This is a genomic window from Nonomuraea sp. NPDC049646 (assembly GCF_044465525.1).
In the GTDB taxonomy this organism is placed as follows: domain Bacteria; phylum Actinomycetota; class Actinomycetes; order Streptosporangiales; family Streptosporangiaceae; genus Nonomuraea.
In genome coordinates this window covers 542,525-563,019 of sequence record NZ_JBITLU010000002.1, presented here as the reverse complement: position 1 = coordinate 563,019, position 20,495 = coordinate 542,525, and the positions used below count along the sequence as shown (strand labels likewise).

The 20,495-nt window shown below is 73.2% G+C and carries 18 protein-coding genes; 12 read left to right on the top strand and 6 right to left on the bottom strand.

Annotation, left to right across the window (positions count from 1 at the left end; translation table 11 throughout):
* Window positions 1-99 precede the first annotated feature (99 nt).
* Window positions 100-1,539 (bottom strand): glycosyltransferase family 39 protein, encoded by a 1,440-nt coding sequence (locus tag ACIBQ8_RS07480; protein ID WP_397174018.1) that lies wholly within the window; start codon window positions 1,537-1,539, stop codon window positions 100-102.
* A 238-nt stretch (window positions 1,540-1,777) separates the two neighbouring features.
* Here ACIBQ8_RS07480 and ACIBQ8_RS07475 point away from each other — a divergent pair, with 238 nt between their 5' ends.
* From ACIBQ8_RS07475 to thyX, 4 genes are all read left to right on the top strand, one after another.
* Complete coding sequence (locus ACIBQ8_RS07475) at window positions 1,778-3,904, top strand: anthranilate synthase component I (protein WP_397191458.1); 2,127 nt, start codon at window positions 1,778-1,780, stop codon at window positions 3,902-3,904.
* Between the two features lie 91 nt (window positions 3,905-3,995).
* On the top strand, window positions 3,996-5,141 hold the full coding sequence (locus ACIBQ8_RS07470; protein ID WP_397174022.1) for an amidohydrolase family protein: 1,146 nt from the start codon (window positions 3,996-3,998) through the stop codon (window positions 5,139-5,141).
* Between the two features lie 225 nt (window positions 5,142-5,366).
* Window positions 5,367-8,006, top strand: a complete 2,640-nt coding sequence (locus tag ACIBQ8_RS07465; RefSeq protein ID WP_397191457.1) for a M4 family metallopeptidase — start codon at window positions 5,367-5,369, stop codon at window positions 8,004-8,006.
* Window positions 8,007-8,139: 133 nt separating this feature from the next.
* Window positions 8,140-8,922 (top strand): FAD-dependent thymidylate synthase, encoded by a 783-nt coding sequence (thyX, locus tag ACIBQ8_RS07460; protein ID WP_352350875.1) that lies wholly within the window; start codon window positions 8,140-8,142, stop codon window positions 8,920-8,922.
* Between the two features lie 4 nt (window positions 8,923-8,926).
* On the opposite strand, the gene ACIBQ8_RS07455 is transcribed toward thyX, so the two are convergent.
* Together ACIBQ8_RS07455 and ACIBQ8_RS07450 are read right to left on the bottom strand one after the other, a co-directional pair.
* On the bottom strand, window positions 8,927-9,247 hold the full coding sequence (locus ACIBQ8_RS07455; RefSeq protein WP_352330107.1) for a hypothetical protein: 321 nt from the start codon (window positions 9,245-9,247) through the stop codon (window positions 8,927-8,929).
* A gap of 3 nt (window positions 9,248-9,250) precedes the next feature.
* The gene (locus ACIBQ8_RS07450) at window positions 9,251-10,330 is read right to left on the bottom strand and encodes a WD40/YVTN/BNR-like repeat-containing protein (RefSeq protein ID WP_397174026.1); all 1,080 of its coding nucleotides are present in this window, start codon (window positions 10,328-10,330) and stop codon (window positions 9,251-9,253) included.
* Between the two features lie 213 nt (window positions 10,331-10,543).
* On the opposite strand from ACIBQ8_RS07450, the gene ACIBQ8_RS07445 reads away from it, so the two are divergent.
* Entirely contained in the window at window positions 10,544-11,314 is a 771-nt protein-coding gene (locus tag ACIBQ8_RS07445) for a helix-turn-helix transcriptional regulator (RefSeq protein ID WP_358009331.1), read from the top strand.
* Window positions 11,315-11,336: 22 nt separating this feature from the next.
* Here ACIBQ8_RS07445 and ACIBQ8_RS07440 read toward each other — a convergent pair whose 3' ends face one another.
* Complete coding sequence (locus tag ACIBQ8_RS07440) at window positions 11,337-12,455, bottom strand: globin domain-containing protein (protein WP_397174028.1); 1,119 nt, start codon at window positions 12,453-12,455, stop codon at window positions 11,337-11,339.
* Between the two features lie 349 nt (window positions 12,456-12,804).
* Between ACIBQ8_RS07440 and ACIBQ8_RS07435 the strand changes: the two genes are divergently transcribed.
* The 4 genes from ACIBQ8_RS07435 to ACIBQ8_RS07420 are packed head-to-tail and all read left to right on the top strand — an operon-like array spanning window position 12,805 to window position 15,787.
* Window positions 12,805-13,491, top strand: a complete 687-nt coding sequence (locus ACIBQ8_RS07435) for a gamma-glutamyl-gamma-aminobutyrate hydrolase family protein (protein WP_397191456.1) — start codon at window positions 12,805-12,807, stop codon at window positions 13,489-13,491.
* 9 nt (window positions 13,492-13,500) lie between these two features.
* Complete coding sequence (locus ACIBQ8_RS07430) at window positions 13,501-14,415, top strand: alpha/beta hydrolase (RefSeq protein ID WP_397191455.1); 915 nt, start codon at window positions 13,501-13,503, stop codon at window positions 14,413-14,415.
* Window positions 14,412-15,191, top strand: coding sequence for an enoyl-CoA hydratase/isomerase family protein (locus tag ACIBQ8_RS07425; protein WP_397174034.1), 780 nt, complete (start codon window positions 14,412-14,414; stop codon window positions 15,189-15,191). The genes ACIBQ8_RS07430 and ACIBQ8_RS07425 overlap by 4 nt, the downstream gene beginning before the upstream one ends.
* A 44-nt stretch (window positions 15,192-15,235) precedes the next feature.
* Window positions 15,236-15,787: a hemerythrin domain-containing protein gene (locus ACIBQ8_RS07420; RefSeq protein ID WP_397191454.1), complete on the top strand. Its 552-nt coding sequence runs from the start codon at window positions 15,236-15,238 to the stop codon at window positions 15,785-15,787.
* Between the two features lie 6 nt (window positions 15,788-15,793).
* Here ACIBQ8_RS07420 and ACIBQ8_RS07415 read toward each other — a convergent pair whose 3' ends face one another.
* Together ACIBQ8_RS07415 and ACIBQ8_RS07410 are read right to left on the bottom strand one after the other, a co-directional pair.
* On the bottom strand, window positions 15,794-16,975 hold the full coding sequence (locus tag ACIBQ8_RS07415; RefSeq protein ID WP_397174038.1) for an acyl-CoA dehydrogenase family protein: 1,182 nt from the start codon (window positions 16,973-16,975) through the stop codon (window positions 15,794-15,796).
* Between the two features lie 26 nt (window positions 16,976-17,001).
* Window positions 17,002-17,592, bottom strand: coding sequence for a class I SAM-dependent methyltransferase (locus ACIBQ8_RS07410; protein WP_397174040.1), 591 nt, complete (start codon window positions 17,590-17,592; stop codon window positions 17,002-17,004).
* 128 nt (window positions 17,593-17,720) lie between these two features.
* Between ACIBQ8_RS07410 and ACIBQ8_RS07405 the strand changes: the two genes are divergently transcribed.
* The 3 genes from ACIBQ8_RS07405 to ACIBQ8_RS07395 all read left to right on the top strand — a co-directional run bounded on the left by ACIBQ8_RS07405 (window position 17,721) and on the right by ACIBQ8_RS07395 (window position 20,490).
* Entirely contained in the window at window positions 17,721-19,313 is a 1,593-nt protein-coding gene (locus ACIBQ8_RS07405; protein WP_397174042.1) for a sensor histidine kinase, read from the top strand.
* Complete coding sequence (locus ACIBQ8_RS07400; protein WP_397174044.1) at window positions 19,310-20,008, top strand: response regulator; 699 nt, start codon at window positions 19,310-19,312, stop codon at window positions 20,006-20,008. The genes ACIBQ8_RS07405 and ACIBQ8_RS07400 overlap by 4 nt, the downstream gene beginning before the upstream one ends.
* Window positions 20,009-20,070: 62 nt before the next feature.
* Window positions 20,071-20,490, top strand: coding sequence for a hypothetical protein (locus ACIBQ8_RS07395; protein WP_397174046.1), 420 nt, complete (start codon window positions 20,071-20,073; stop codon window positions 20,488-20,490).
* The last annotated feature ends 5 nt before the right edge of the window (window positions 20,491-20,495 follow it).

The following is a 20,495-nucleotide window of genomic DNA, read 5'->3' as shown; positions in this document are numbered from 1 at the left end:
TGATCTTTCCGCCTCTGTCGAGAAGGGTGAAGAGATCCTGTCGGGAAAGCAAGGGCGCTGATCCTAACAAGCTCCGAAAAATCCCGAAATGTAATGTGGTCAGCTGAAATGTCGCCACATCGGCCAGGTGGCGGACCACGGCCGCACGGGATCCCGGCACAGCCACACCGGCAGGCCCTGCTCCTCGTTGCCGACGTCCACGCCGTTGTCCACGCGGGCCTTCTGCTCGCAGGAGCCGAACAGCGCGCGGGCCCGTCCGCCCATGTTCACCAGGATCGCCACGGTCGCGTCGTCCGGCGGCGGGCCGTACGCCCAGAGCTGGTTGTGGCCGGAGTACACGCGGGTCAGGCCCGCCCGGTCGAGGGCGCCGTACTCGCCGTAGTTGCCCGTCACGACCACCGCGCGGGCCCGCTCGTCCGGCGGCAGCCCCTGCAGCACGCCGCCGACGGCGGCGGCGAAGCGCGGCCAGCCGACCGACTCGCGGGCCACCTCGTTGATCGCCGGCACCGGTGTGGCGGCCAGCGCGCCGACCGGCACGAGCGGCAGCGCGAGCACCGCGCAGGCCGCCGCGTTGACCGCGAGGAACGCCCACGCCGCGCGCACCCGCCCGGCCCGCGCCCGCGACACGCTCACGCACCCGGCCGCGAACAGCGCCACGATCAGCCCCGCGGTGTAGTCGAAGCGCCCGCCGCTGACCAGCGTCAGCACCGCCGTCACCGGATAGGCCACCGCCAGCGCCCGCGCCCGCCGCTCGCGCCACAGCCGGACGAACCCCAGCGCCGCGATCACCGAGACCACCGGCCCGAACAGCGTGAGCTGCATCGGCACGAACAGCGCCCGCATCTCGGCGCCCTTGTCCGCGCTGAGCGCGGCGGCCATCGACAGCTGCGGCCAGCCGTGCGTGGCCTGGTAGATCAGGTTCGGCGCGGCCAGCACGGCGGCCACCAGCGCGCCGCCCCACAACCACGGGCTGCCCAGCGCCCGGCGCGGCCCGGCGATCAGCAGGCCCGCCGCCAGGCCCAGCACCAGCAGCGCGATGAGGTGCTTGTTGTAGGTGGCCAGCCCGATCACCGCGCCCGCCGCGAGCCACCAGCGCGGCTGCTCGCGCAGCAGCGCCCGCAGCGCGAACAGGATCGCCGCCGTCCACAGCGGCAGGTCGAAGCTGACCGTCAGCAGCGTGTGCGCCGCGATCAGCGTGTACGCCCCGGTCGCCGCGCCCACGGCGGCCATCGTCTGGGCGAGCCGGTCGCCGCCCAGCTCCCGCGCCACCAGCGCCACCAGCACCACCACGACCGCGGCGGCCAGCGCGGGGAACACCCGCAGCGCCGTCACCGTGTCGCCGAACAGGCCGAGCGCCGCCTTGGCCAGCATCGGCGTCAGCGGGGGCTGATCGACGTACCCCCAGGCCGGGTGGCCGGCCAGGACGCGGAAGTACAGCTCGTCGCGGTGGTAGCCGTACCAGGGGCTCAGTGCGAGGGCCACGCCGGCGGTCAGGACCGCGGTCACCGTCACCGGACGCCACGCCCAGGGCCGTTCCATGGACGTCGAGGCTAGATCCTTTCCTTGCCGTTTGTCACTGCCGGAGCGGGTGTCGCGTTGCGCGATCTTGGTCCGCCGGTTAACCTGGGGGCATGCGAAATCGCCCTCAGATCCAGTGGTGGCGCCGCTCCTAGGCGGCGCGTTTTCGCATTCCTCTCAAAGGACGGCCGCCCCGGATGGCGGCCTTTCTCGTGTCCGCCCCCGGGGCCTCATGATGTGACGTGGTAAGGGGCAGCAAGTGGAGAGCAGCGGATATACCACCGCCGGGGGCGTCGGCGTCGAGCGCGAGGCACGCGACGTGTCGGAAGAGGCGCTCGAAGAGATCGTGACCGCGCTCGGCGAGCGGCGCGGCGGCGCCTTCTCGTCGGGCATGGACTACCCGGGCCGCTACAGCCGATGGGCCTTCGGCTACGTCGACCCCTGCCTGGAGCTGGTCGCCAAGGGGCGGGTCATCTCGGCGACCGCGCTCAACGAGCGCGGCAGGGTCGTGCTGCCCGCCGTGGCCTCCTGCCTGCTCGCCGCGGGCAAGCCGGTCAGCGAGCCGACGCCCGACCGCGTCGAGGTGCACGTCCCGGAGTCGGAGGACCTGCTGCCGGAGGAGATGCGCAGCCGCCGGCCCACCGTGTTCACCGCGATCCGCGAGGTCATCGCCGCCTTCGCGGGCGACGACCCCCACCTCGGCCTCTACGGCTCCTTCGGCTACGACCTGGCCTTCCAGTTCGAGCCCATCCGGCAGGAGCTGGCCCGTCCCGACGACCAGCGCGACCTGGTGCTCCACCTGCCCGACCGGATCGTCGTCATCGACCGCCAGCGCGAGACCAGCGTCGAGTACCGCTACGAGTTCACCGTCGACGGCGCCACCACCCGCGGCCTGGAGCGCACCGGCACCTCCGTCCCGCAGGTCGTCCCCGGCGAGCTGCCGAAGGACCCCGTGCGCGGCGAGTACGCCAAGGTCGTGGCCGCCGCCAAGGAGCGGTTCAAGCGCGGCGACCTGTTCGAGGTCGTGCCCGGCCAGGTCTTCCACGCCGTCTGCACCGACCCGTCGGCCTTCTACCGCAGCCTGCGCCACAGCAACCCGGCGCCGTACGAGTTCATCATCAGCCTCGGCGACGGCGAGCACCTCGTGGGCGCCTCGCCCGAGATGTACGTCCGGGTCAACGGCGACCGCGTCGAGACCTGCCCCATCTCCGGCACCATCGCCCGCGGCAGCAACCCGGTCGAGGACGCCGAGGCCATCCGCACCCTCCTGAGCAGCGTCAAGGAGGAGTCGGAGCTGACCATGTGCACCGACGTCGACCGCAACGACAAGTCGCGCATCTGCGTCCCCGGCACGGTCAAGGTCATCGGCCGCCGCCAGATCGAGCTCTACTCGCGCCTGATCCACACCGTCGACCACATCGAGGGCCGCCTGCGTCCCGAGTTCGACGCCCTCGACGCCTTCCTCACCCACATGTGGGCCGTCACCGTCACCGGCGCCCCCAAGACGTGGGCCATGCAGTTCATCGAGGACCACGAGGCCACCACCCGCCGCTGGTACGGCGGCGCCATCGGCTTCATCGGCTTCGACGGCTCCATGAACACCGGCCTGACCCTGCGCACCGCCCAGATCAAGAACGGCGTGGCCACCGTCCGGGCCGGGGCGACCCTGCTGTTCGACTCCGACCCCGAGGCCGAGGAGCGCGAGACCGAGCTCAAGGCCAGCGCCCTGCTCGGCGCCCTGGCCGCGGTCAACCAGCCCGACGTCGTCCCGCCCGCCGTGGTCAGGGAGCAGCGGGGGGCCGGCATGAAGGTGCTGCTGGTCGACCACGAGGACTCCTTCGTCAACACGCTGGCCGACTACTTCCGCCAGGAGGGGGCCGACGTGGTGACGCTGCGCCACGGCTTCCCGGCCCGCACCATCGACGACGTCGCGCCCGACCTGGTCGTGCTCTCGCCCGGCCCCGGCTGGCCGTCCGACTTCGGCATGGCGGCGCTCATCGACGAGATCTACGCCCGCGACCTGCCCGTCTTCGGCGTCTGCCTGGGCCTGCAGGCCATGGTCGAGCACGCCGGCGGCTCGCTGGAGCTGCTCGACTATCCCGAGCACGGCAAGCGCGGCCAGGTCAGCCGCCTCGGCGACAGCGCGCTGCTGGAGGGGCTGCCCGAGGAGTTCACCGCGGCCCGCTACCACTCGCTGCACGCCAAGCGGCCCGGCGTGGTCGGCTTCACCCCGACCGCGCTCACGCCCGACGGCAACGTCATGGCCATCGAGGACGTCGAGCGGCGGCGCTTCGCCGTGCAGTTCCACCCCGAGTCGATCCTCACCCAGGAGGGCGGCGCGGGCGCGAAGATCATCGCGAACGTGCTGCGGCTCACCCGGCGCTGACCCGCGCCGGTTCGTCTGGGAAGGGGCAGGGTGTTCCTGTCGTAGGGCAAAACGTCCGCGGGGGCGTGCGGGGCTCCCCTAGAGTCTCCGCATGCTCCCCGTAGCCCTGCCCGACACGGTGCGTGACGCGCTGCTCGCCCCGCTCGTCGACCACCACTGTCACGGGGTTCGCCGGGACGACCTGACCCGGGCCCAGTTCGAGCCGCTGATCAACGCCGGCGGCGCCCCGGCCCCGCCCGGCACCACGCATTTCGACTCGCCGTTCGGCCTGAGCCTGCGCCGCTGGTGCGCCCCGCTGCTCGGCCTGGAGCCGCACGCGCCGCCGGCCGTCTACCTCGCCCGGCGGGCCGAGCTGGGCGCCGGAGAGGTCAACCGGCGCCTGCTGGCCGGGGCGGGGGTGGTGGCGTTCCTGGTGGACACCGGGGACGAGGACATCGACCTGCTGTCGGCGGCCGAAATGGGCCGCCACGGCGGGGCCGCCGCCGACGAGATCGTCCGGATCGAGCAGATCGAGCAGGACGTCGCCGAGTCGGCGCAGCTCGCCGTCGACTACCTCGACGGCCTGGCCGACGAGCTGTCGGCCAGGGCCGCCAGGGCGGTCGGGCTCAAGACGGTCGTCGCGGCCCGCTGCGGGCTCGACTTCGACCCGGCCAGGCCGAGCACCGGCTCGGTCATCGCCGGGGCCAACCGCCGCCTGGCCGACCCCAAACGGCCGCTGACCGACCCGGTGCTGCTGCGCCACCTGCTGTGGAGCGCGATCGACGTGGCCCGCGAGCGGGGGCTGCCGGTGCAGTTCCAGGCCGGGTTCGGCGGGCGCGGCCCCGACCTGCACCGTACGGACCCGGCCCGGCTGAGCGCCCTCATGGACGCGTTGCAGCCCCTCGGCGTGCCGGTCATCCTGCTCCACTGCTACCCCTACCACCGCACCGCCGCCTACCTGGCGGGCGTCTACCCGCACGTCTACGTCGACGTCGGCCCGGCCCTGCCGCACACCGCCGCCGCCTCGGCCCGCGTCATGGACGAACTGCTGGAGCTGGCGCCGTTCCACAAGCAGCTGTTCAGCTCCGGTTGCCGCGGCGTGGCCGAGAGCGGCTACCTCGGCGCCCTGTACCACCGGCAGGCGCTGGGCGCGGCCCTGCTGGCCCGGCTGGAGGCGGGGGAGTGGAGCCCGGCCGACGCGGCCAGGATCGCCCACATGATCGGCTCGGGCAACGCCCGCCGGGTGTACCGCCTCTGACGGCCGCCCGCCGGTGGCGGCTCAAAGGGGCCCCGCCTGGTGGGCCGGACGCCGCCGGTGGCGGCGGTGCGCGTTGTGGCCGTGACGGAATGCCATTAATTCGCGACATTTCATGCGCTAATCGGAAATTTGCATTTCCGGTAATCAAATTGTGATTTGTCTGTTTGTCAATATTGCTGTGATGATCGTGGGCGCCAGAACCCCTACGCCACACCTGGAGGTGTCGTGTCCTGGCGTCCCTTGGCCCTCACGGCCGCAGCCCTGTCACTCGCGCTGGCCGTCCCCGGTGTCGCGGCGGCCGACGACCCGCCGCAGCCGCAGGTGGAGTCCCGGGCCGGCACCCGGGCCCCCGCCGAGGTGAGCGGGCTGGCCGAGCCCGCCGCCGCGCCGGACCCCGTCGCCGCGGCCAAGGCCCACCTGGCCGACCCGCGCTACCACCTCGACCCCGCCGACCTGGTGCCCCTGCGCACGGTCGTGAACGGCCAGGACGAGACCGTCAGGTTCGCCCAGCGGTACCGGAACCTGCCCGTCTTCGGCGCCCAGTACCTGGTCCGCTTCCGCAAGGACGGCGCGGACCGCGAGGTCACCGGCGCCGGCGGCCGCTTCCTCACCGAGCTCGACGTGAACACCACGCCCACGGTCACCCCCGCGCTGGCGGCCCGGCTGGCCCGCGCCCGGCTCGTCCGGGACGACCAGGTCCGCGCCACGGTCAAGGCCACGCCCGGCGAGCTCGTCGTGCTGCCGCGCGGCACGGGCGTGCTGGCCTGGCACGTCACCCTGACCGGCGCCGACGCGGCCAGGAAGCGGCCCGTCCTGCTGGACGCCTACGTGGACGCCCACTCCGGCCGGCCGCTGTTCGCCCTGGACCGGCTGCGCATGGAGGGCCCGGCGACCGGCAGCGGGCAGACCGCGCACGGCAGGACCGTCCCGCTCAACGCCTACCAGCGGGCCGACGGCGCGTACGAGCTGCGCGACCGCGCCCGCCCGATGTGGAACGGCGCCACTGGCGAGATCCTCAGCTACGACGCCGCCGGCGCCGACGTGCAGCAGTTCCTCGAACCCGGCGTGCCGGCGGGCACCGAGCTCGCCAAGTCGCCCACGCCCGCCTTCGGCCCCGAGCACACCGGCAGCGGCGCCGTGGACGCCCACTGGGGCGCCGGCAAGGTCTACGAGTACTACAAGGGGCTCGGCCGCGACGGGCTCGACGGCAAGGGCGGCACGATGTACTCGGTCGTCAATGTCACCTACTACGGCAGCCCGTTCGAGAACGCCTTCTGGGACGGCACCAAGATGGTCTACGGCGGCGGCGGCGCCGACCTGCACTCCTTCGCCGCCGGCCTCGACGTCGTCGGCCACGAGATGACCCACGGCGTCATCACCCACAGCGCCGACCTGGTCTACCAGGGCCAGTCGGGCGCGATGAACGAGGGCCTGGCCGACTACTTCGGCAACGCCATCCAGACCGGCGCGCTCGGCATCCCGATGAGCGACCCCGACGCCAGCCTGCTCGGCGAGGACCTGTGCAAGAGCCTGCCGCCCGCCCAGTGCGCCACCCGCGACCTGGACGACGACCGCGACGCCGCCGAGGACTACCTCGGCGTCACCACCGCGATCGACGCCGGCGGCGTGCACCTCAACTCCACGATCTTCTCCGGCGCCCTGTGGGACGTCAGGGAGCGGCTCGGCGCCGGCTTCGACAAGATCGTCTACAAGGCGCTGACCGAGTACATGACCCCGCTCGACGACTTCGCCGACGGCCGCCGCGCCGTCGAGTCTGCCGCCCGCGCCGCCCGCCTGCCGGCGCGCGACCGGCTGGCGATCGCGCTGGCCTTCGAGCGGCACGGCATCAGGCCCGGCTGGGAGCGGCTGATCCGCACCGACAGCCGCGTCGTCCTGGACGGCCTCACCGACGCCATCGACCCGCCCGCCCTGGCCGGTGACCGGTACGCCGTCACCGACAGCACCCCCGACGCGAACGGCCCCACCGTCATCCGGACCGGGCGCGTCGGCGGCGGCCCCGCGACCACCGTGTCCGACGACGGCCGCTGGGACTGGACGCCCGCCACCGACGGCAGGCGCGCGGTGTGGGTCGCTCTCGACCCCGAGGCCGGCCGCTTCCAGGTCCGCGCCCGGCCGCTCGACGCCTCGGCGCCGTCCACCGTCCTGCACGAGACCACCGGCTACGTCTACGCCGCCGCGGTCTCGGGCGACGCCGTGGCCTGGTCCGGCGAGGACCCCGCGACCGGCGAGGTCGAGATGTGGCTCAAGCGCGGGAACGCCGCCCCGGTCAACCTCACCGACGGCAAGGGCGTGGCCGGGTACATGCCCTCGATCACCGGCGGCCGGCTCGTCTACGTGCGGGTGAGCTTCGGCTCCGGCGGCGGTCACAGCACGCCCGTCGTGCACGACCTGGCGACCGGCAAGGAGGTCGTGGTGCCCGAGGTGCCGCCGGCCGGCGCGATCCCGTCGCTGTCGGTCTATCCGTCGCTGACCGCCGGGCACGTCGTCTGGCTCTACGACGCCGACCGCGACGGCCGGATGGGCGTCATGCGGGCCGCCCTGGACGGCACCGGCCGGACGCCGGTCGTGCCGGACGGGCCGCAGGCGCCGTACGCCACCTGGCTCGACGCGAGCGAGTCGCGGGTGACCGTCGGCGTGCAGCCCGACGGGACCACGCTGGAGAACGCGAACCTGACGAAGATCTACCAGGTTCCGGTCGCCGGCGGGGCCCTTGAGCGCTACTCCTGCAACCGCGGGGAGCAGGCGCTGTTCGCCGCCGGCGCGGCGGGCCGCGTCCTGTGGCTGGACGGGACCGCCGGGGACACCGACCTGGTGACGCGCGACAGGCCCGCGCACCGCTGCTGACCTGGCAGGGCGTCCGCCCGGCGCCCGCCGTGCCCTCCGGAGGGGGACGGCGGGCGCCGAGTCGCGCGCAGCCCCGCGAGCTGGTTTGCTTGAGCCCGTCACAAACCACAGAACCCGAGCGGGGGGCTCCCTTATGCGCAGTGTCGAACCCGAGGTCTTCATCGTCGCCCGTCCTGAGCTTGACTACGACGAGCTCGCCCGTTACCTGGGCGAGGTCGGCGGCGAGAGCTGGCTGGAGCGGCTCGACCGCGGCGACCTCGACGCCCAGAACCTCGCCGAGTTCGCCGGCCGCCTGTGCTACCGCTCCTTCGAGCCGGGCCTCAACCCCAACGTGGTGCGCATCAGGGAGAACCAGGACGACTACCTGCGCAACATCCTGGCCAGCGCGCACGGCTCGGTCCTCGAACACGTCAGCTTCAGCTTCGTGCTGCACAACGTCAGCCGCGTCCTGACGCACGAGCTGGTGCGCCACCGGCCCGGCGTGGCCATCTCCCAGGAGTCGCTGCGCTTCGTCCGGCTCGACGAGCTGCCGTTCTGGTTCCCCGAGTGGGCCCAGCAGGACCCGGAGCTGATGAAGCGGGCCACGGCCGTGCTGGAGCAGCTGGAGCAGTTCCAGCTCTGGATGGCCGGGCACTTCGGCCTCGACGAGGAGGGCGTGCCGTTCTCGGAGAAGAAGCACCGCACGTCGTTCATGCGCCGCTTCGCCCCCGAGGGCCTGGCCACCGGCCTGGTCTGGACGGCCAACGTGCGCACGCTGCGGCACACGATCGAGGCCCGCACCGCCGTCGGCGCGGAGGAGGAGATCCGCCTGCTGTTCCAGCGCATCGGCGAGCTCATGCGCAAGGAGGCGCCCGCCCTGTTCGGCGACTATGTCGTCGAGGACGGGGCCTGGGTGCCGGGCTGGCGCAAGGTCTGAGGCGTCAGGCGAGCGCGGGCAGCACGTAGACCTCGGCGCCCGGCGGCAGGGCGCAGTCCAGGCCGCCGAGCCCGCGCGCGTTCTCCCCGCACACGATCATGCTGATGTGCCGGCGGATGCGGCCGTAGTCGTCGCGCAGCCGTTCCTCCAGCAGCGGATGGGTGCGCCGCAGCATGTCGAGCGCCGAGCCGAGCGTGGGCGGGGAGTCGCGGTCGGCGCCGACCGCGAACACCTTCACCTCGGTGCGCCCGCTCACCCACCGCCGCAGCGAGCTGGGCAGCACGAACACGACCATCGTCACGGGCTTGGTGAATGACCTGGCCATCGGTCAGAGCACCGCCGCGCGCACGCTCAGCACGTCGGGCAGGTGCCGGGCGACCTGCGACCAGCTCTCGCCGTCGTCGCGCGAGCAGTAGACCTCGCCGTCGCGGGTGCCGAAGAACAGCCCGGCGGGGGAGGCGGTCATCGCGTCGCGCAGCACGGTGGCGTGCACGGGGCCCTCGGGCAGGCCCTCGCCGAGCTCCTGCCAGGTGGCGCCGGCGTCCTGGCTGCGGCAGACCCGGTAGCGGTGGCCGACCGGGGTGCGGTCGACGTCGGCCGTCAGCGGCAGCACGAAGATCGTGTCGGGGCGGGTGGGGTGGACCACGATGGGGAAGCCGAAGTCGGAGGGCAGCGCGGAGCCGATGTCGTGCCAGCTCCCGCCGAAGTCGTCGCTGCGGTAGACGCCGAAGTGGTGCTGGAGGTAGAGCCGGTCGGGCCGGGCGGGGTCGAGGCAGACCTTGTGCACGCACTGCCCGAACTCGGGATACTGCTGCCCCTCGGGCAGGAACGGCGCCCGGATGCCCTGGTTGGCGGCCTCCCACGACATGCCGCCGTCGCGGGTGCGGTAGAAGCCGGCCGCCGAGATCGCGATGCCCATGACCTCGGGGTCGGTGGGGTGGGGCACGATCGTGTGCAGGCACAGCCCGCCGCCGCCCGGCTGCCATCGCGGCCGGTGCGGATGGTCCCACAGGCCCTCGACCAGCCGGTAGCTGACGCCGTTGTCCTCCGAGCGGAACAGCGCGGCCGGCTCGACGCCGGCCCACACCACGCCCGGCTCCGACGGCGAGGGCGTGAGCTGCCACACCCGGGCCAGCGTCGCGTCGGTCTTGTCGGGGAAGGCGATGGGCGGCTGGGGCGCCTCGCCCCACGATTCGCCGAGATCGTCGGAGTACATGACGGACGGACCGAAATGGCCGTATTCGATGCCGGCCAGCAACCGGGGTGCGCCTCCCCGGGTGTCGATGGCCACCGAGGGCACCGCGACCGTGGAGAACCGGATCGGCTCGATCTCGAACGGGCCGCCGCCCGCCGAACGGGCGAGGAACAGGCCCTTGCGGGTGCCGATCGCGAGGACTGCGTCACTCATAGCATCGCTCCCATGTTCGCTTGCCGCCATCGTGCCACGCGCGCGGCGGCGGTGCCGAGGACTGGGAGATTTGCCGCACGCCGGCCGCCCGGCCGCCCGCGGACGGCCGGGACAGTCAGGGCATTACCCGGCAGGTAATCGTGATACTTCCCTCTCACCGCTAGATTTCCTGACATGGGAGCACTAGCGATACAAGAAGAGACTTTTGGTGATTTGTTGCGTTCGTGGCGGCAGCGGCGCCGGGTGAGCCAGCTCGACCTGGCCATCGAGGCCGACGTCTCCTCCCGGCACGTCAGCTTCCTGGAGACCGGCCGCGCCCGGCCCAGCCGCGAGATGGTGATGCGGCTGGCCGAGGAGCTCGACGTGCCGCTGCGCCACCGCAACCGGCTGCTGGTCGCCGCCGGGTTCGCGCCGGTCTTCCCCGAGCGCGAGGTGCGCGCCCCGGAGATGGCCGTCGTGCGCCAGGCGCTGGACAAGATCCTGGCCGGGCACGAGCCGTACCCGGCGCTGGTGGTGGACGCGGCCTGGAACCTGGTGGCGGCCAACTCGGCGGCCGCCATGTTCATGGCGGGCGTGCCCGCCGAGCTGCTGGCCGAGCCGGTCAACGTGATGCGGCTGTCGCTGCACCCCGACGCGATGGGCGGCAGGCTGCTGAACCTGGCCGAGGTCCGCGCGTACCTGCTGCACCAGCTCCGCAGGCAGGCCGAGGCGTCGGCCGACGGCCGCCTTGCCGAGCTGCACGACGAGCTGGCCGCCTACACCTACCCCGGCGTCAACCTCAACGTGGCCCACGTGCCCGGACCGGGGGACATCCTGCTGCCGCTGCGCATCGCCGACGGCGACCGCGTGCTGTCGATGTTCACCACCATCGCCACCTTCGGCACGCCGATGGACGTGACCGTCTCGGAGCTGGCCATCGAGACGTTCTGGCCGGCCGACGAGGAGACCGCCGCCGCCTTCCGCCGCGACCCGGCGGCCTCCTGACCGTACCTTCCGGGAGCGCGTCCTAGCGTTCGCCCGGGACGACGTCGCGGTGGACGCGCGACAGCGGCACGCCGTCGTCCCGCAGGCGGCGCACGGTGGCGTCCACCATGCCGCCCGGGCCGCAGACGTACACGTCGTGCTCGCGCCAGGAGTGGAAGCGCGCGGTCACCTCGGGCAGGTGGCCGCGCATCCCGGCGTAGGACGGGTCGCCGGAGACCACCGGCAGCACCTGCAGCCACGGGAAGGACGCCTGCATCGCCAGCAGGTCGGGCAGGTCGTACAGCTCGTCGGCGGTGCGCACGCCGTGCAGCAGGTGGATCCGCGGCCGGCGGCCCGAGGCGATGACGTGCTCGACGATCGCCTTCAGCGGTGCCAGCCCGGTGCCGCCGGCCACGCACAGCAGGTCGCGGGCGCTGTGCTCGCGCGGCGTCATCGAGCCCATCGGCGGCCCGAGCATGACCGTGTCGCCGATCCTGGTGTGCCTGGTCAGCGCCGTGGACACCCAGCCGCCCGGCACCGAGCGCACGTGCAGCGTGACCGTGTCGTCCGGGCGCGGCGCGTTGGCGATGGAGAACGTGCGCCACACCCGCGGCCAGCGCGCGGTCTGGACGGTGACGTACTGGCCCGCCGTGTACGGCAGCCGCTGCGCGGGCCGCAGCGTGATCACCGCGATGTCGGGACGGCGCAGCTCGTGGTCGACCACCTCGGCCGGCCACCAGGCCGGCGACAGGCCCGCCTGCGACTCGGCCGACTCGATCATCAGGTTCGCCGCCGCCGTGTACGCCGACACCCACGCCGCCTCGATCTCGTCGTTCCACACCTCGGCGGCGAAGCGCCGGATCGTGGCCAGCAGGGCGGTGCCGACGGCCGTGTAGTGCTCGGCGAGCACGCCGTACTTGCGATGGTCCCTGCCGAGCTGGCCGAGGTAGGCGGCCAGGCCGTCCGGGCTGTCCAGGCTCCACACGATCCGGGTCAGCGCGCCGAACAGCCGGTCGCGCTGGACGTCCATCGCGGGCGGGAACATCCCCCGCAGGTGCGGGCTCGCGGCGAACAGCCGCCCGTAGAAGTACGCGGTCGCCTTGTCGGCCACGGGCTCGACGAGTGAGAAGCTCTCCTTCACCAGTCGCGGATTCAACGACATGCACTCAACCCCACCCCATTGGACCGGAAAATCGATTCCGGCCGCGTCGGCCACCTCCTGACGGCTCCGGGTCGTGAACGCGCTGCGTGCCCCGGCACATCCGGCGCGCTCGGAAATGAGTCTTACACCACCTCTGATGCGTCACAACCGATTCACCCCAATTGCGATATGGGCTTTTCCGGCGGAGAAAACGAATAAAAGTGATTTTCGTCTTTCGGTTTCCGCTGTTTCCCGCCGGACGGCGCAGGCGTAACATCCCGCCATGGCGGTCCTCCACCCCGGCCCGGCGAGGCCCGGCTGACCGCCGGGACGGCCTCCCGCCTGCCCTGACCCGCCCCTGGAGATCCGCATGTCCCGACCGCTCATCGGCATCACCGCCTACCTGGAGGCCGCCCGCTGGGGCGACTGGGTGCGCGAGGCCGTGCTGTCACCGCCGTCCTACGCCAAGGCGGTCGAGCGGGCCGGCGGCGCGCCGGTGCTGCTGCCGCCGCTCGACCCCCATGTCGCCGGCGACCACGTCGGCGGCCTGTCCGGCGTCCTGCTGGCCGGCGGCGCGGGCCTCGGCGCCGCCACCTACGGCGGCGGGCACGACGAGCGCGCGCCCGAGCCGCAGGCCCACCGCGACCGGTACGAGCTGGCCCTGGCCAGGGCCGCCGTCCGGGCCGGCCTGCCGATCCTGGCCATCGCCCGCGGCCTGCACGTCCTCAACGTCGCCCAGGGCGGCACGCTGATCCCGTGGCTGCCCGAGGTGCTCGGCCACGGGCGGCACGGCGAGCCGGGCGCGGCGCACGACATCCAGGTGAGCGTGTCGAGCAGGCTCGGCAAGGCCGTCGGCGACCACGTCGAGGCGGTCGCGCCGCACCACCAGTCCGTGCGCCGCCTGGGCAGCGGCCTGCTCGCGGTCGCCTGGGCCGACGACCAGATCGTCGAGGGCGTCGAGCTCCAGGGCCACCGGTTCTGCGTCGGCGTCCAGTGGCATCCCGAACGCGGCGGGGACAATCGGCTCTTCGATGCGTTCGTCGAGGCGGCCCGCTAGGCTGCGCTCATGCCGCTGCACCCCCAGGCGCGGGACTACGTCGCCCTCTACCCGTCGGACCTCAACGCCGACCTGGCCACGCTCGACCTGGCCACGATCCAGGAGATGCGCGCGCACGACGGCTTCGCGGCCCAGCGGGGGCCGCTGACCAAACTCCCGTTCGTCCGCGACGAGCTCGCCGGCGACGTGCCGATCCGCATCTACCGCGCCGACCCCGGCGACGGCCTGCTGCCCGTCGTGGTCTACTTCCACGGCGGCGGCTGGGTCTTCGGCAGCGTCAGGCGCAACGACGCGCTCGGCCGCGACCTGGCCCTGCGCACCGGCGCCGTGGTCGTCTCGGCCGACTACCGGCTGGCCCCCGAACACCCCTTCCCGGCCGCCGCCGACGACGCCTGGACCGTCGTGCGCGACGTCTTCGCCAGACCCGCCTTCTACCAGAGCAACGGCAGCGTGGCCGTCGTCGGCGACAGCGCGGGCGGCAACCTGGCCGCCGTCGCCGCCTGGCGGGCCGCCGGGTCCGGCATCCGGCTGGCCCACCAGGCGCTGGTCTACCCGGTGCTCGACACGGCCATGGACACCCCGAGCTACCACGTCTACGCCAAGGGCTTCGGGCTCGACGCCGCCGAGATGGCCTGGTTCGCCGAGCGTTACGCGTCCGGCGCCGACCCCGCCGACCCGCTGCTGAGCCCGCTGCGCATCGCCGACCTGACCGGCCTGCCGCCGGCCACCGTCCTGACCGCCGAGTGCGACGTGCTCAGGGACGAGGGCGAACACTACGCCCGCCGCCTGGCCGACGCCGGCGTGCCGGTGGAGGCGCGCAGGTTCGACGGCGCGATCCACGGCTTCTTCGGCCTGCCCGGCCTGTTCGACCAGGCGGCCGAGGCCAGGCAGTACATCGCCGACCGCCTGCGGGAGCACCTGTGACCTTCACCAAGCTCAAGCTCGACACCCCGGCCGAGGGCGTGCTGCGTGTCACGATCAGCGAGCCCGGCAGGCTCAACGCCGTCGACATGACCGGCCACCGCGAGCTGAGCGAGATCTGGCGCGAGGCCGACCGCGACGACTCCGTCCGGGCGATCGTGGTCAGGGGCGAGGGCACGGCGTTCTCGGCCGGCGGCGACCTGTCGATGATCGAGGAGATGACCCGCGACCACGCCACCCGGATGCGCGTGTTCGCCGAGGCCCGCGACATCGTCTACAACGTGCTCAACTGCTCCAAGCCCATCGTCTCGGCCGTCCAGGGCCCGGCCGTGGGCGCCGGGCTCGCGGTGGCGCTGCTGGCCGACGTCTCGGTGGCCGGCCGCACCGCGCGCATCATCGACGGCCACACCCGGCTCGGCGTCGCCGCCGGCGACCACGCCGCGATCATCTGGCCGCTGCTGTGCGGCATGGCCAAGGCCAAGTACCACCTGCTGCTGTGCGAGCCCGTCACCGGCGAGCAGGCCGAGCGCATGGGCCTGGTCAGCCTGTGCGTCGACGACGACCAGGTGCACGACAAGGCGATGGAGATCGCGGTCCGGCTCGCCCAGGGCTCCCAGGAGGCGATCCGGCTGACCAAGTACTCGCTCAACAACTGGCTGCGCCTGGCCGGCCCGTCCTTCGACGCCTCGCTGGCGATGGAGTTCCTCGGCTTCACCGGCCCCGACGTGGTCGAGGGCGTGCGCGCGGTGCGCGAGAAGCGGCCGCCCTCCTTCGGCTGAGCCGGGCGCGTGTGCTTGTCCGGGCCCGGGGTAGGCGCACCCTCATGACGGACAACGATGTGGTCGACCTGTTGGTGCGCCAGCACGAGCAGATCAAGAGCCAGTTCACGGAGGTCGAGAACGCTGCCCCCGAGGACAAAGCAGCGGCTTTCCAGAGGCTGGTGCGCCTGCTGGCCGTCCACGAGACAGCAGAGGAGGAGATCGTCCACCCGTACGCGCGCCGCCACGTCGACGACGGCGACGACCTGGTGGACGAGCGACTGGCCGAGGAGAACGCGGCCAAGGACATGCTCACCCTGATGGAGCGGGCGGGCGTCGACGACCCGCAGTTCGCGGCCAACCTGGCCACGCTGCGCAAGGCCGTCGTCGAGCACGCCGAGGCCGAGGAACGCGAGGAGTTCCCCAGGCTGAGGCAGGCCGCCGGTGAGAAGGAGCTGCACGCGATGGCGATCGGCGTCAAGGCCGCCGAGGCGCTCGCGCCCACGCACCCGCACGCCGGCGTCGAGACCGAGCCGAAGAACCTGCTGGCGGGCCCGCCCGCCGCGATCATGGACAGGGCCCGTGACGTGATCCGCAAGGCGACGGGCAGGGCCTGAGGTCCGTCAGAAACTCCGGGGCAACCCGAGCACCTGTGTCGCGAGGTAGTTGAGCAGAAGCTCCTCCGTCACGGGTGCCACCCTTCCGATACGGGCGTCGGCCAGCAACCTGGCCACCGGGTACTCCAGCGAGTACGCCATGCCGCCGTGCGTCTGGAACGCGGCGTCGGCCGCCTCCCACGCGGCCTGGGAGGCGGTCAGCTTGGCGATGTTGGCCTCGGTGCCGCACGGCAGCCGCCGGTCGAAGGACCAGGCCGCCTTGTAGAGCATCAGCCGCGCCAGCTCGATCTTGGCCTTGACCTGCGCCAGCGGGAACGCGATGGCCTGGTTGGCGCCGATCGGGCGGCCGAACACCTCGCGCTCCTTGGCGTAGCCGACCGCCACCCGCAGCGCCACCTCGGCGCCGCCCAGCGCGGAGGCGGCCAGCAGCACCCGCTCGGGGTTGAGGACGTCCCACAGCACGGCCGCGCCGCCGTCCACCTCGCCGACCACGCTGGTGGCGGGCACCCGCAGGTCGTCGACGAACACCATGTTGGACGGCGTGGTGTTGGCGCCCATCTTGGGGATCGGCCGGAAGGACAGCTGCCCGGCGGCGACCGCCTCGGGCACGTTCACCAGGAACACGGTCAGCCCGTGGGTGCGCGGCCTGGCCTCGGCCGCCGGGACCGTCCTGGTCACCAGCAGCATCCAGGTGGCGCGCTGCACGCCGGTGATCCAGATCTTCTGGCCGTTGAGCACGTAGTCGCCGCCGTCGCGGCGGGCCGAGGTGGTGATCGCCAGCGAGTTGGAGCCGGCGTCCGGCTCGGTCAGGGCGAAGCACGTCTCGACCTCGCCCGTGGCCAGCCGGGGCAGCAGCTCGGCCCGCTGCTCGGCGGTGCCGTGCCGGGCCAGGGTGAGCGCGCCGAAGCCGGGGGTGAGCACGTACGTGAAGGCCGAGCCGCCCGCCGCGCCCGAGCTCGCCAGCGTCTCGGTGGCCACCGCCAGCTCCAGCAGCCCCTGCCCGCCCCCGCCGTACTCCTCCGGCACGGCCAGGCCCAGCCAGCCGCCCTTGGCCAGGTCGGCCCAGACCTCCTCCGGCCAGCGCTTGTCGCTCTCGCACCGCTGCCAGTAGTCGAGGTCGTAGCGGGCGCAGATCTCGGCGACGCCGCGCTGGACGGCCTGGGCGCTCTCGGGAAGGGTGAAATCCATCACGCCATCGTAGAAGTTCGTTCTGTTCAGGGTCGAGGTCTGCGGGCGTGGAAGACGAAGGCCGGCGGCGTGTTGCGCCACACCGTGCGTCCGGGCACGACCTCCTCGAACCGCTCGGCCAGCAGCGCCCGGAACCGCCGGGCCGAGCTGAGCGGGATGGCGTGGATGTAGGAGAAGGTGGTGAAGGCCGCGCCGGGGCTCATCACCGACGTCACCGCGTCCAGCAGCTCGTGCTGCAGCCCCGTGGGGAAGGCCGCCCACGGCAGGCCGCTCACCACGACGTCGGCGTGGCTCAGCCCGCGCCCGGCCAGCAGCTCGCCCAGGCGCGCCGCGTCCGCGTGGGCCACGTCCACGGCGGGGAACCGTGCGGCGAGCAGCCTCGCCAGCCGCTCGTTCACCTCGACGGCCAGGTGGTGGCCGCGCCCGGCCAGCCGCTGCTGGATCTCCGCCGTGAACGGGCCCGTGCCCGGCCCGAGCTCCACCACGGTCGGCTCGCCGCGCTCCGGGACCGGCGCGCAGACGGCGGCGGCCAGCCGGCGCGAACTCGGGGCGACGGCGCCGATCACGGCGGGGGCGCGCAGGAACTGGCCGAGGAACATTGCGGTGTCGTTGGACATGGCCTCGAACGTATCGGGAAGATCACCCTCTGCGCTCCCCCCTCTGGACGAACCTGCGGCCAGTAGGAGGAGACGGGGTCCTCCGCGCGGAGGATCAGGTATCGGCCGAGGGTGGATAGCGTGAGGCCATGCGTTGGCGTGGTGTGCCGCTCGATGTCCTGCTCGCGGCATCAGGCGTGGGGCTGGACCTGTTGACGACGGCCCACGCGGGCGACACCGCGTACCTGCCGGCGGCGATGAACATCCCCATGGCCCTCCTGGTGGGCCTGCCCATGGGGTTCGTGCGGCGGCGGCCGCTGGCCGTCACTTTCTACCTGGCCGCCTTCCTCGTGCTCAGCGACCAGCTCGGCTCCTACACCTCCAACACCGCGCAGATCCTCATCTGCGTCGCGCTCGGCGTGGTCGGCTTCCGCGTCCCGTCGCGGCCCGCCATGGCCGGCGTGGGCGCCACCGTCCTGGCCACGGCGGTCAACATCGCCGACCCCGGCATCGCGATGACCGGCAACACCTGGATGTACTCGGTGCTGCTGCCCGTCTTCCCCACCGTGCTCGGAGCCTACCTGCGCAGCTCGGCCGAGCGCCTGGAGGAGCCCGACGTCACGCCCGACGCGCTGCTGGCCGCCGGCGGCGTGGCCATCACCGTGCTCAGCACCTGGACCTCCTGGCACAGCGGCGCCCTGCCCGTGTGGGTGATCGGCCTGCTGGCCGTGGTCGGCGGGCTGTCGCTCGGCGTCGCCCGGCGCCTGCCCGGCCTGGTCCTGCTGCTGCAGGGGGTGCTGCTGATCGCCGCCGACACCTACCTCAACGACGCCGTCAACACCTGCCTGATCCTCACGCTCATCGCGATCGGCGTGTTCTCCATGCGCGTCGCCTCCTGGGCCTGGACGGGGGCCGCGTACCTCACCGGCTGCCTGCTGGCCGCCATCGCCGTCGTCGGCGACGGCACCGAGATCACCCCGCTCCGCGTCGGCGTGCTGATGACGCTGGTGGCCACGCCCATCGCGATCGGCCGCTACCTCGGCATGCGGCAGGCCGCCGCCGCCGCCGAACGCCTGCGCGCCGAGGAGTCGGCCCGGCTCGCGGTCGCCCAGGTGCGCGCCGACCAGCTCGCCGAGCGCGAGCGCATCGCCCGCGACGTGCACGACATCGTGGCCCACCACGTCGGCGCCATGGTGCTGCGCGCCAGCGCCGCCCGCTACACCGCGCCCGACGGGCCGGTCGCCGACGCGCTGTCCGACATCCGCGAGACCGGCCACCAGGTGCTGCAGGACCTGCGCGACCTGCTCGACCTGCTGCGCGACCCCGACCGCGGCCCCGACCTGCTGGCCAACCCGGCCGACGTCGTCCGCGAGTCCGCCGAACGCATGGCCGCCGCCGGCCTCGTCGTCGACCTCGACCTCGACCCGGCCAGCGACCGCGCCCCGCTCATCGCCCGCGCCTCCGCCGCGCGCATCGTCCAGGAAGGTCTCACCAACGTGCTCAAACACGCCGGACCCGGCACCCGGGTCCGCGTCACCGTGGCCCCCGCGCAGGAAGGGCTGTCCATCGAGATCCGCAACGGCCGCCCGCCCACCGCCATCGAGCGGCTGCCCTCCTCCGGCCGCGGCCTGGCCGGCATGCGCGAGCGGGTGCGCGCCCTCGGCGGCACCCTCAGCGCCGGCCCCGACGGCGACGGCGGCTGGCTGCTGCTGGCCAGCCTGCCCGCCAGGAGCGCCGCGTGATCCGCGTCCTGGTGGCCGACGACCAGGCGCTGGTCCGCGCGGGCGTGCGCATGCTGCTGCAGGCCGCGGGGGACATGGAGGTCGTGGGCGAGGCCGAGGACGGCGCCGAGGCCGTCCGCCTGGCCGAACGCCACGTGCCCGACGTCATCCTCATGGACCTGCGCATGCCCCGCGTCGACGGCCTGGAGGCGACCAGGCGGGTGCTGGCGGCCCGCCCCGGCGCCCGCGTGGTCGTGCTCACCACCTTCGCCGAGGACGCCGACGTGCACGCCGCCCTGCGCGCCGGCGCCGTCGGCTTCCTGGTCAAGGACGACGAGCCGGAACGCATGGTCGACGCCGTGCGCAGGGCCGCCGCGGGGGAGCAGCTGCTGGCCCCCTCGGTGCTGCGCCGGGTCGTGGAACGCTTCCTGGCCGCCGAGGAGCAGGCCGCCGCGCCGCCGCCGTCCGGGCTGACCGAGCGGGAGCTGGAGGTGCTCGCCCTGGTCGGCACCGGCCTGTCCAACGCCGAGATCGCCGAGGAGCTGCACGTCGGCGTCACCACCGTCAAGACGCACATCGCCGCCGCCATGGACAAGCTCGGCCTGCGCAACCGCATCCAGGCCGCCGTGGTCGCCCACCGCTCCGGTCTCGTGGACGCCGCCTTCCGCCCGGTCCGTCCGCCACGTGGGGGACCGGGGGGTCATCCCGCAGGCTGACGACCGTGTGCGGCCGCCCTCGACACGATATGGGTCCTTCGTTCGCAGAAAGGATCCACATCATGGGGGAGACACAGGTCATGCCTCGTCCCGGCACGACCCGGCAGGTGTCGGCCGGGCTGCTCCACAGCCTGCGCGTCGCCATCATCGCCCAGGCGGCCGCGCTGCTCGTGGCCGCCTCGTTCGCCGGGCAGGCCGTGTCGGCGGGCGGCGGCCCGGTGGCCGAGACGCACGTCATGGCGGGCATGGTCGTCCACCTGGTGGCGCTCGTGCAGATCGTGCTGGCGATCCTGGTCTGGCGGCCCGGCCGCGGCGCCGGCTGGCCGGTGTGGGCCAGCGTCGCGCTGTTCGTCGTCGGCGGGCTCCAGCACGTCACCTGGCTCTGGCTGGGCGCCCACCTGCCCAACGGGGTGCTGCTGTTCGGCCTCATCGGCGCGCTGCTGGTCTGGTCGTGGTCGCCGTCGGCCGCGCGGCGCCGCTAAGGTCT

Bases quoted from the DNA above. Each gene is read 5' to 3' on its own strand.
- ACIBQ8_RS07450 (WP_397174026.1), bottom strand. From the start codon at position 10,330: ATGAGTGACGCAGTCCTCGCGATCGGCACCCGCAAGGGCCTGTTCCTC.
- ACIBQ8_RS07440 (WP_397174028.1), bottom strand. From the start codon at position 12,455: ATGTCGTTGAATCCGCGACTGGTGAAGGAGAGCTTCTCACTCGTCGAG.
- ACIBQ8_RS07420 (WP_397191454.1), top strand. From the start codon at position 15,236: ATGACGGACAACGATGTGGTCGACCTGTTGGTGCGCCAGCACGAGCAG.
- ACIBQ8_RS07405 (WP_397174042.1), top strand. From the start codon at position 17,721: ATGCGTTGGCGTGGTGTGCCGCTCGATGTCCTGCTCGCGGCATCAGGC.
- ACIBQ8_RS07455 (WP_352330107.1), bottom strand. From the start codon at position 9,247: ATGGCCAGGTCATTCACCAAGCCCGTGACGATGGTCGTGTTCGTGCTG.
- ACIBQ8_RS07435 (WP_397191456.1), top strand. From the start codon at position 12,805: ATGTCCCGACCGCTCATCGGCATCACCGCCTACCTGGAGGCCGCCCGC.
- ACIBQ8_RS07410 (WP_397174040.1), bottom strand. From the start codon at position 17,592: ATGTCCAACGACACCGCAATGTTCCTCGGCCAGTTCCTGCGCGCCCCC.
- ACIBQ8_RS07470 (WP_397174022.1), top strand. From the start codon at position 3,996: ATGCTCCCCGTAGCCCTGCCCGACACGGTGCGTGACGCGCTGCTCGCC.
- thyX (WP_352350875.1), top strand. From the start codon at position 8,140: ATGCGCAGTGTCGAACCCGAGGTCTTCATCGTCGCCCGTCCTGAGCTT.
- ACIBQ8_RS07395 (WP_397174046.1), top strand. From the start codon at position 20,071: ATGGGGGAGACACAGGTCATGCCTCGTCCCGGCACGACCCGGCAGGTG.
- ACIBQ8_RS07430 (WP_397191455.1), top strand. From the start codon at position 13,501: ATGCCGCTGCACCCCCAGGCGCGGGACTACGTCGCCCTCTACCCGTCG.
- ACIBQ8_RS07480 (WP_397174018.1), bottom strand. From the start codon at position 1,539: ATGGAACGGCCCTGGGCGTGGCGTCCGGTGACGGTGACCGCGGTCCTG.
- ACIBQ8_RS07415 (WP_397174038.1), bottom strand. From the start codon at position 16,975: ATGGATTTCACCCTTCCCGAGAGCGCCCAGGCCGTCCAGCGCGGCGTC.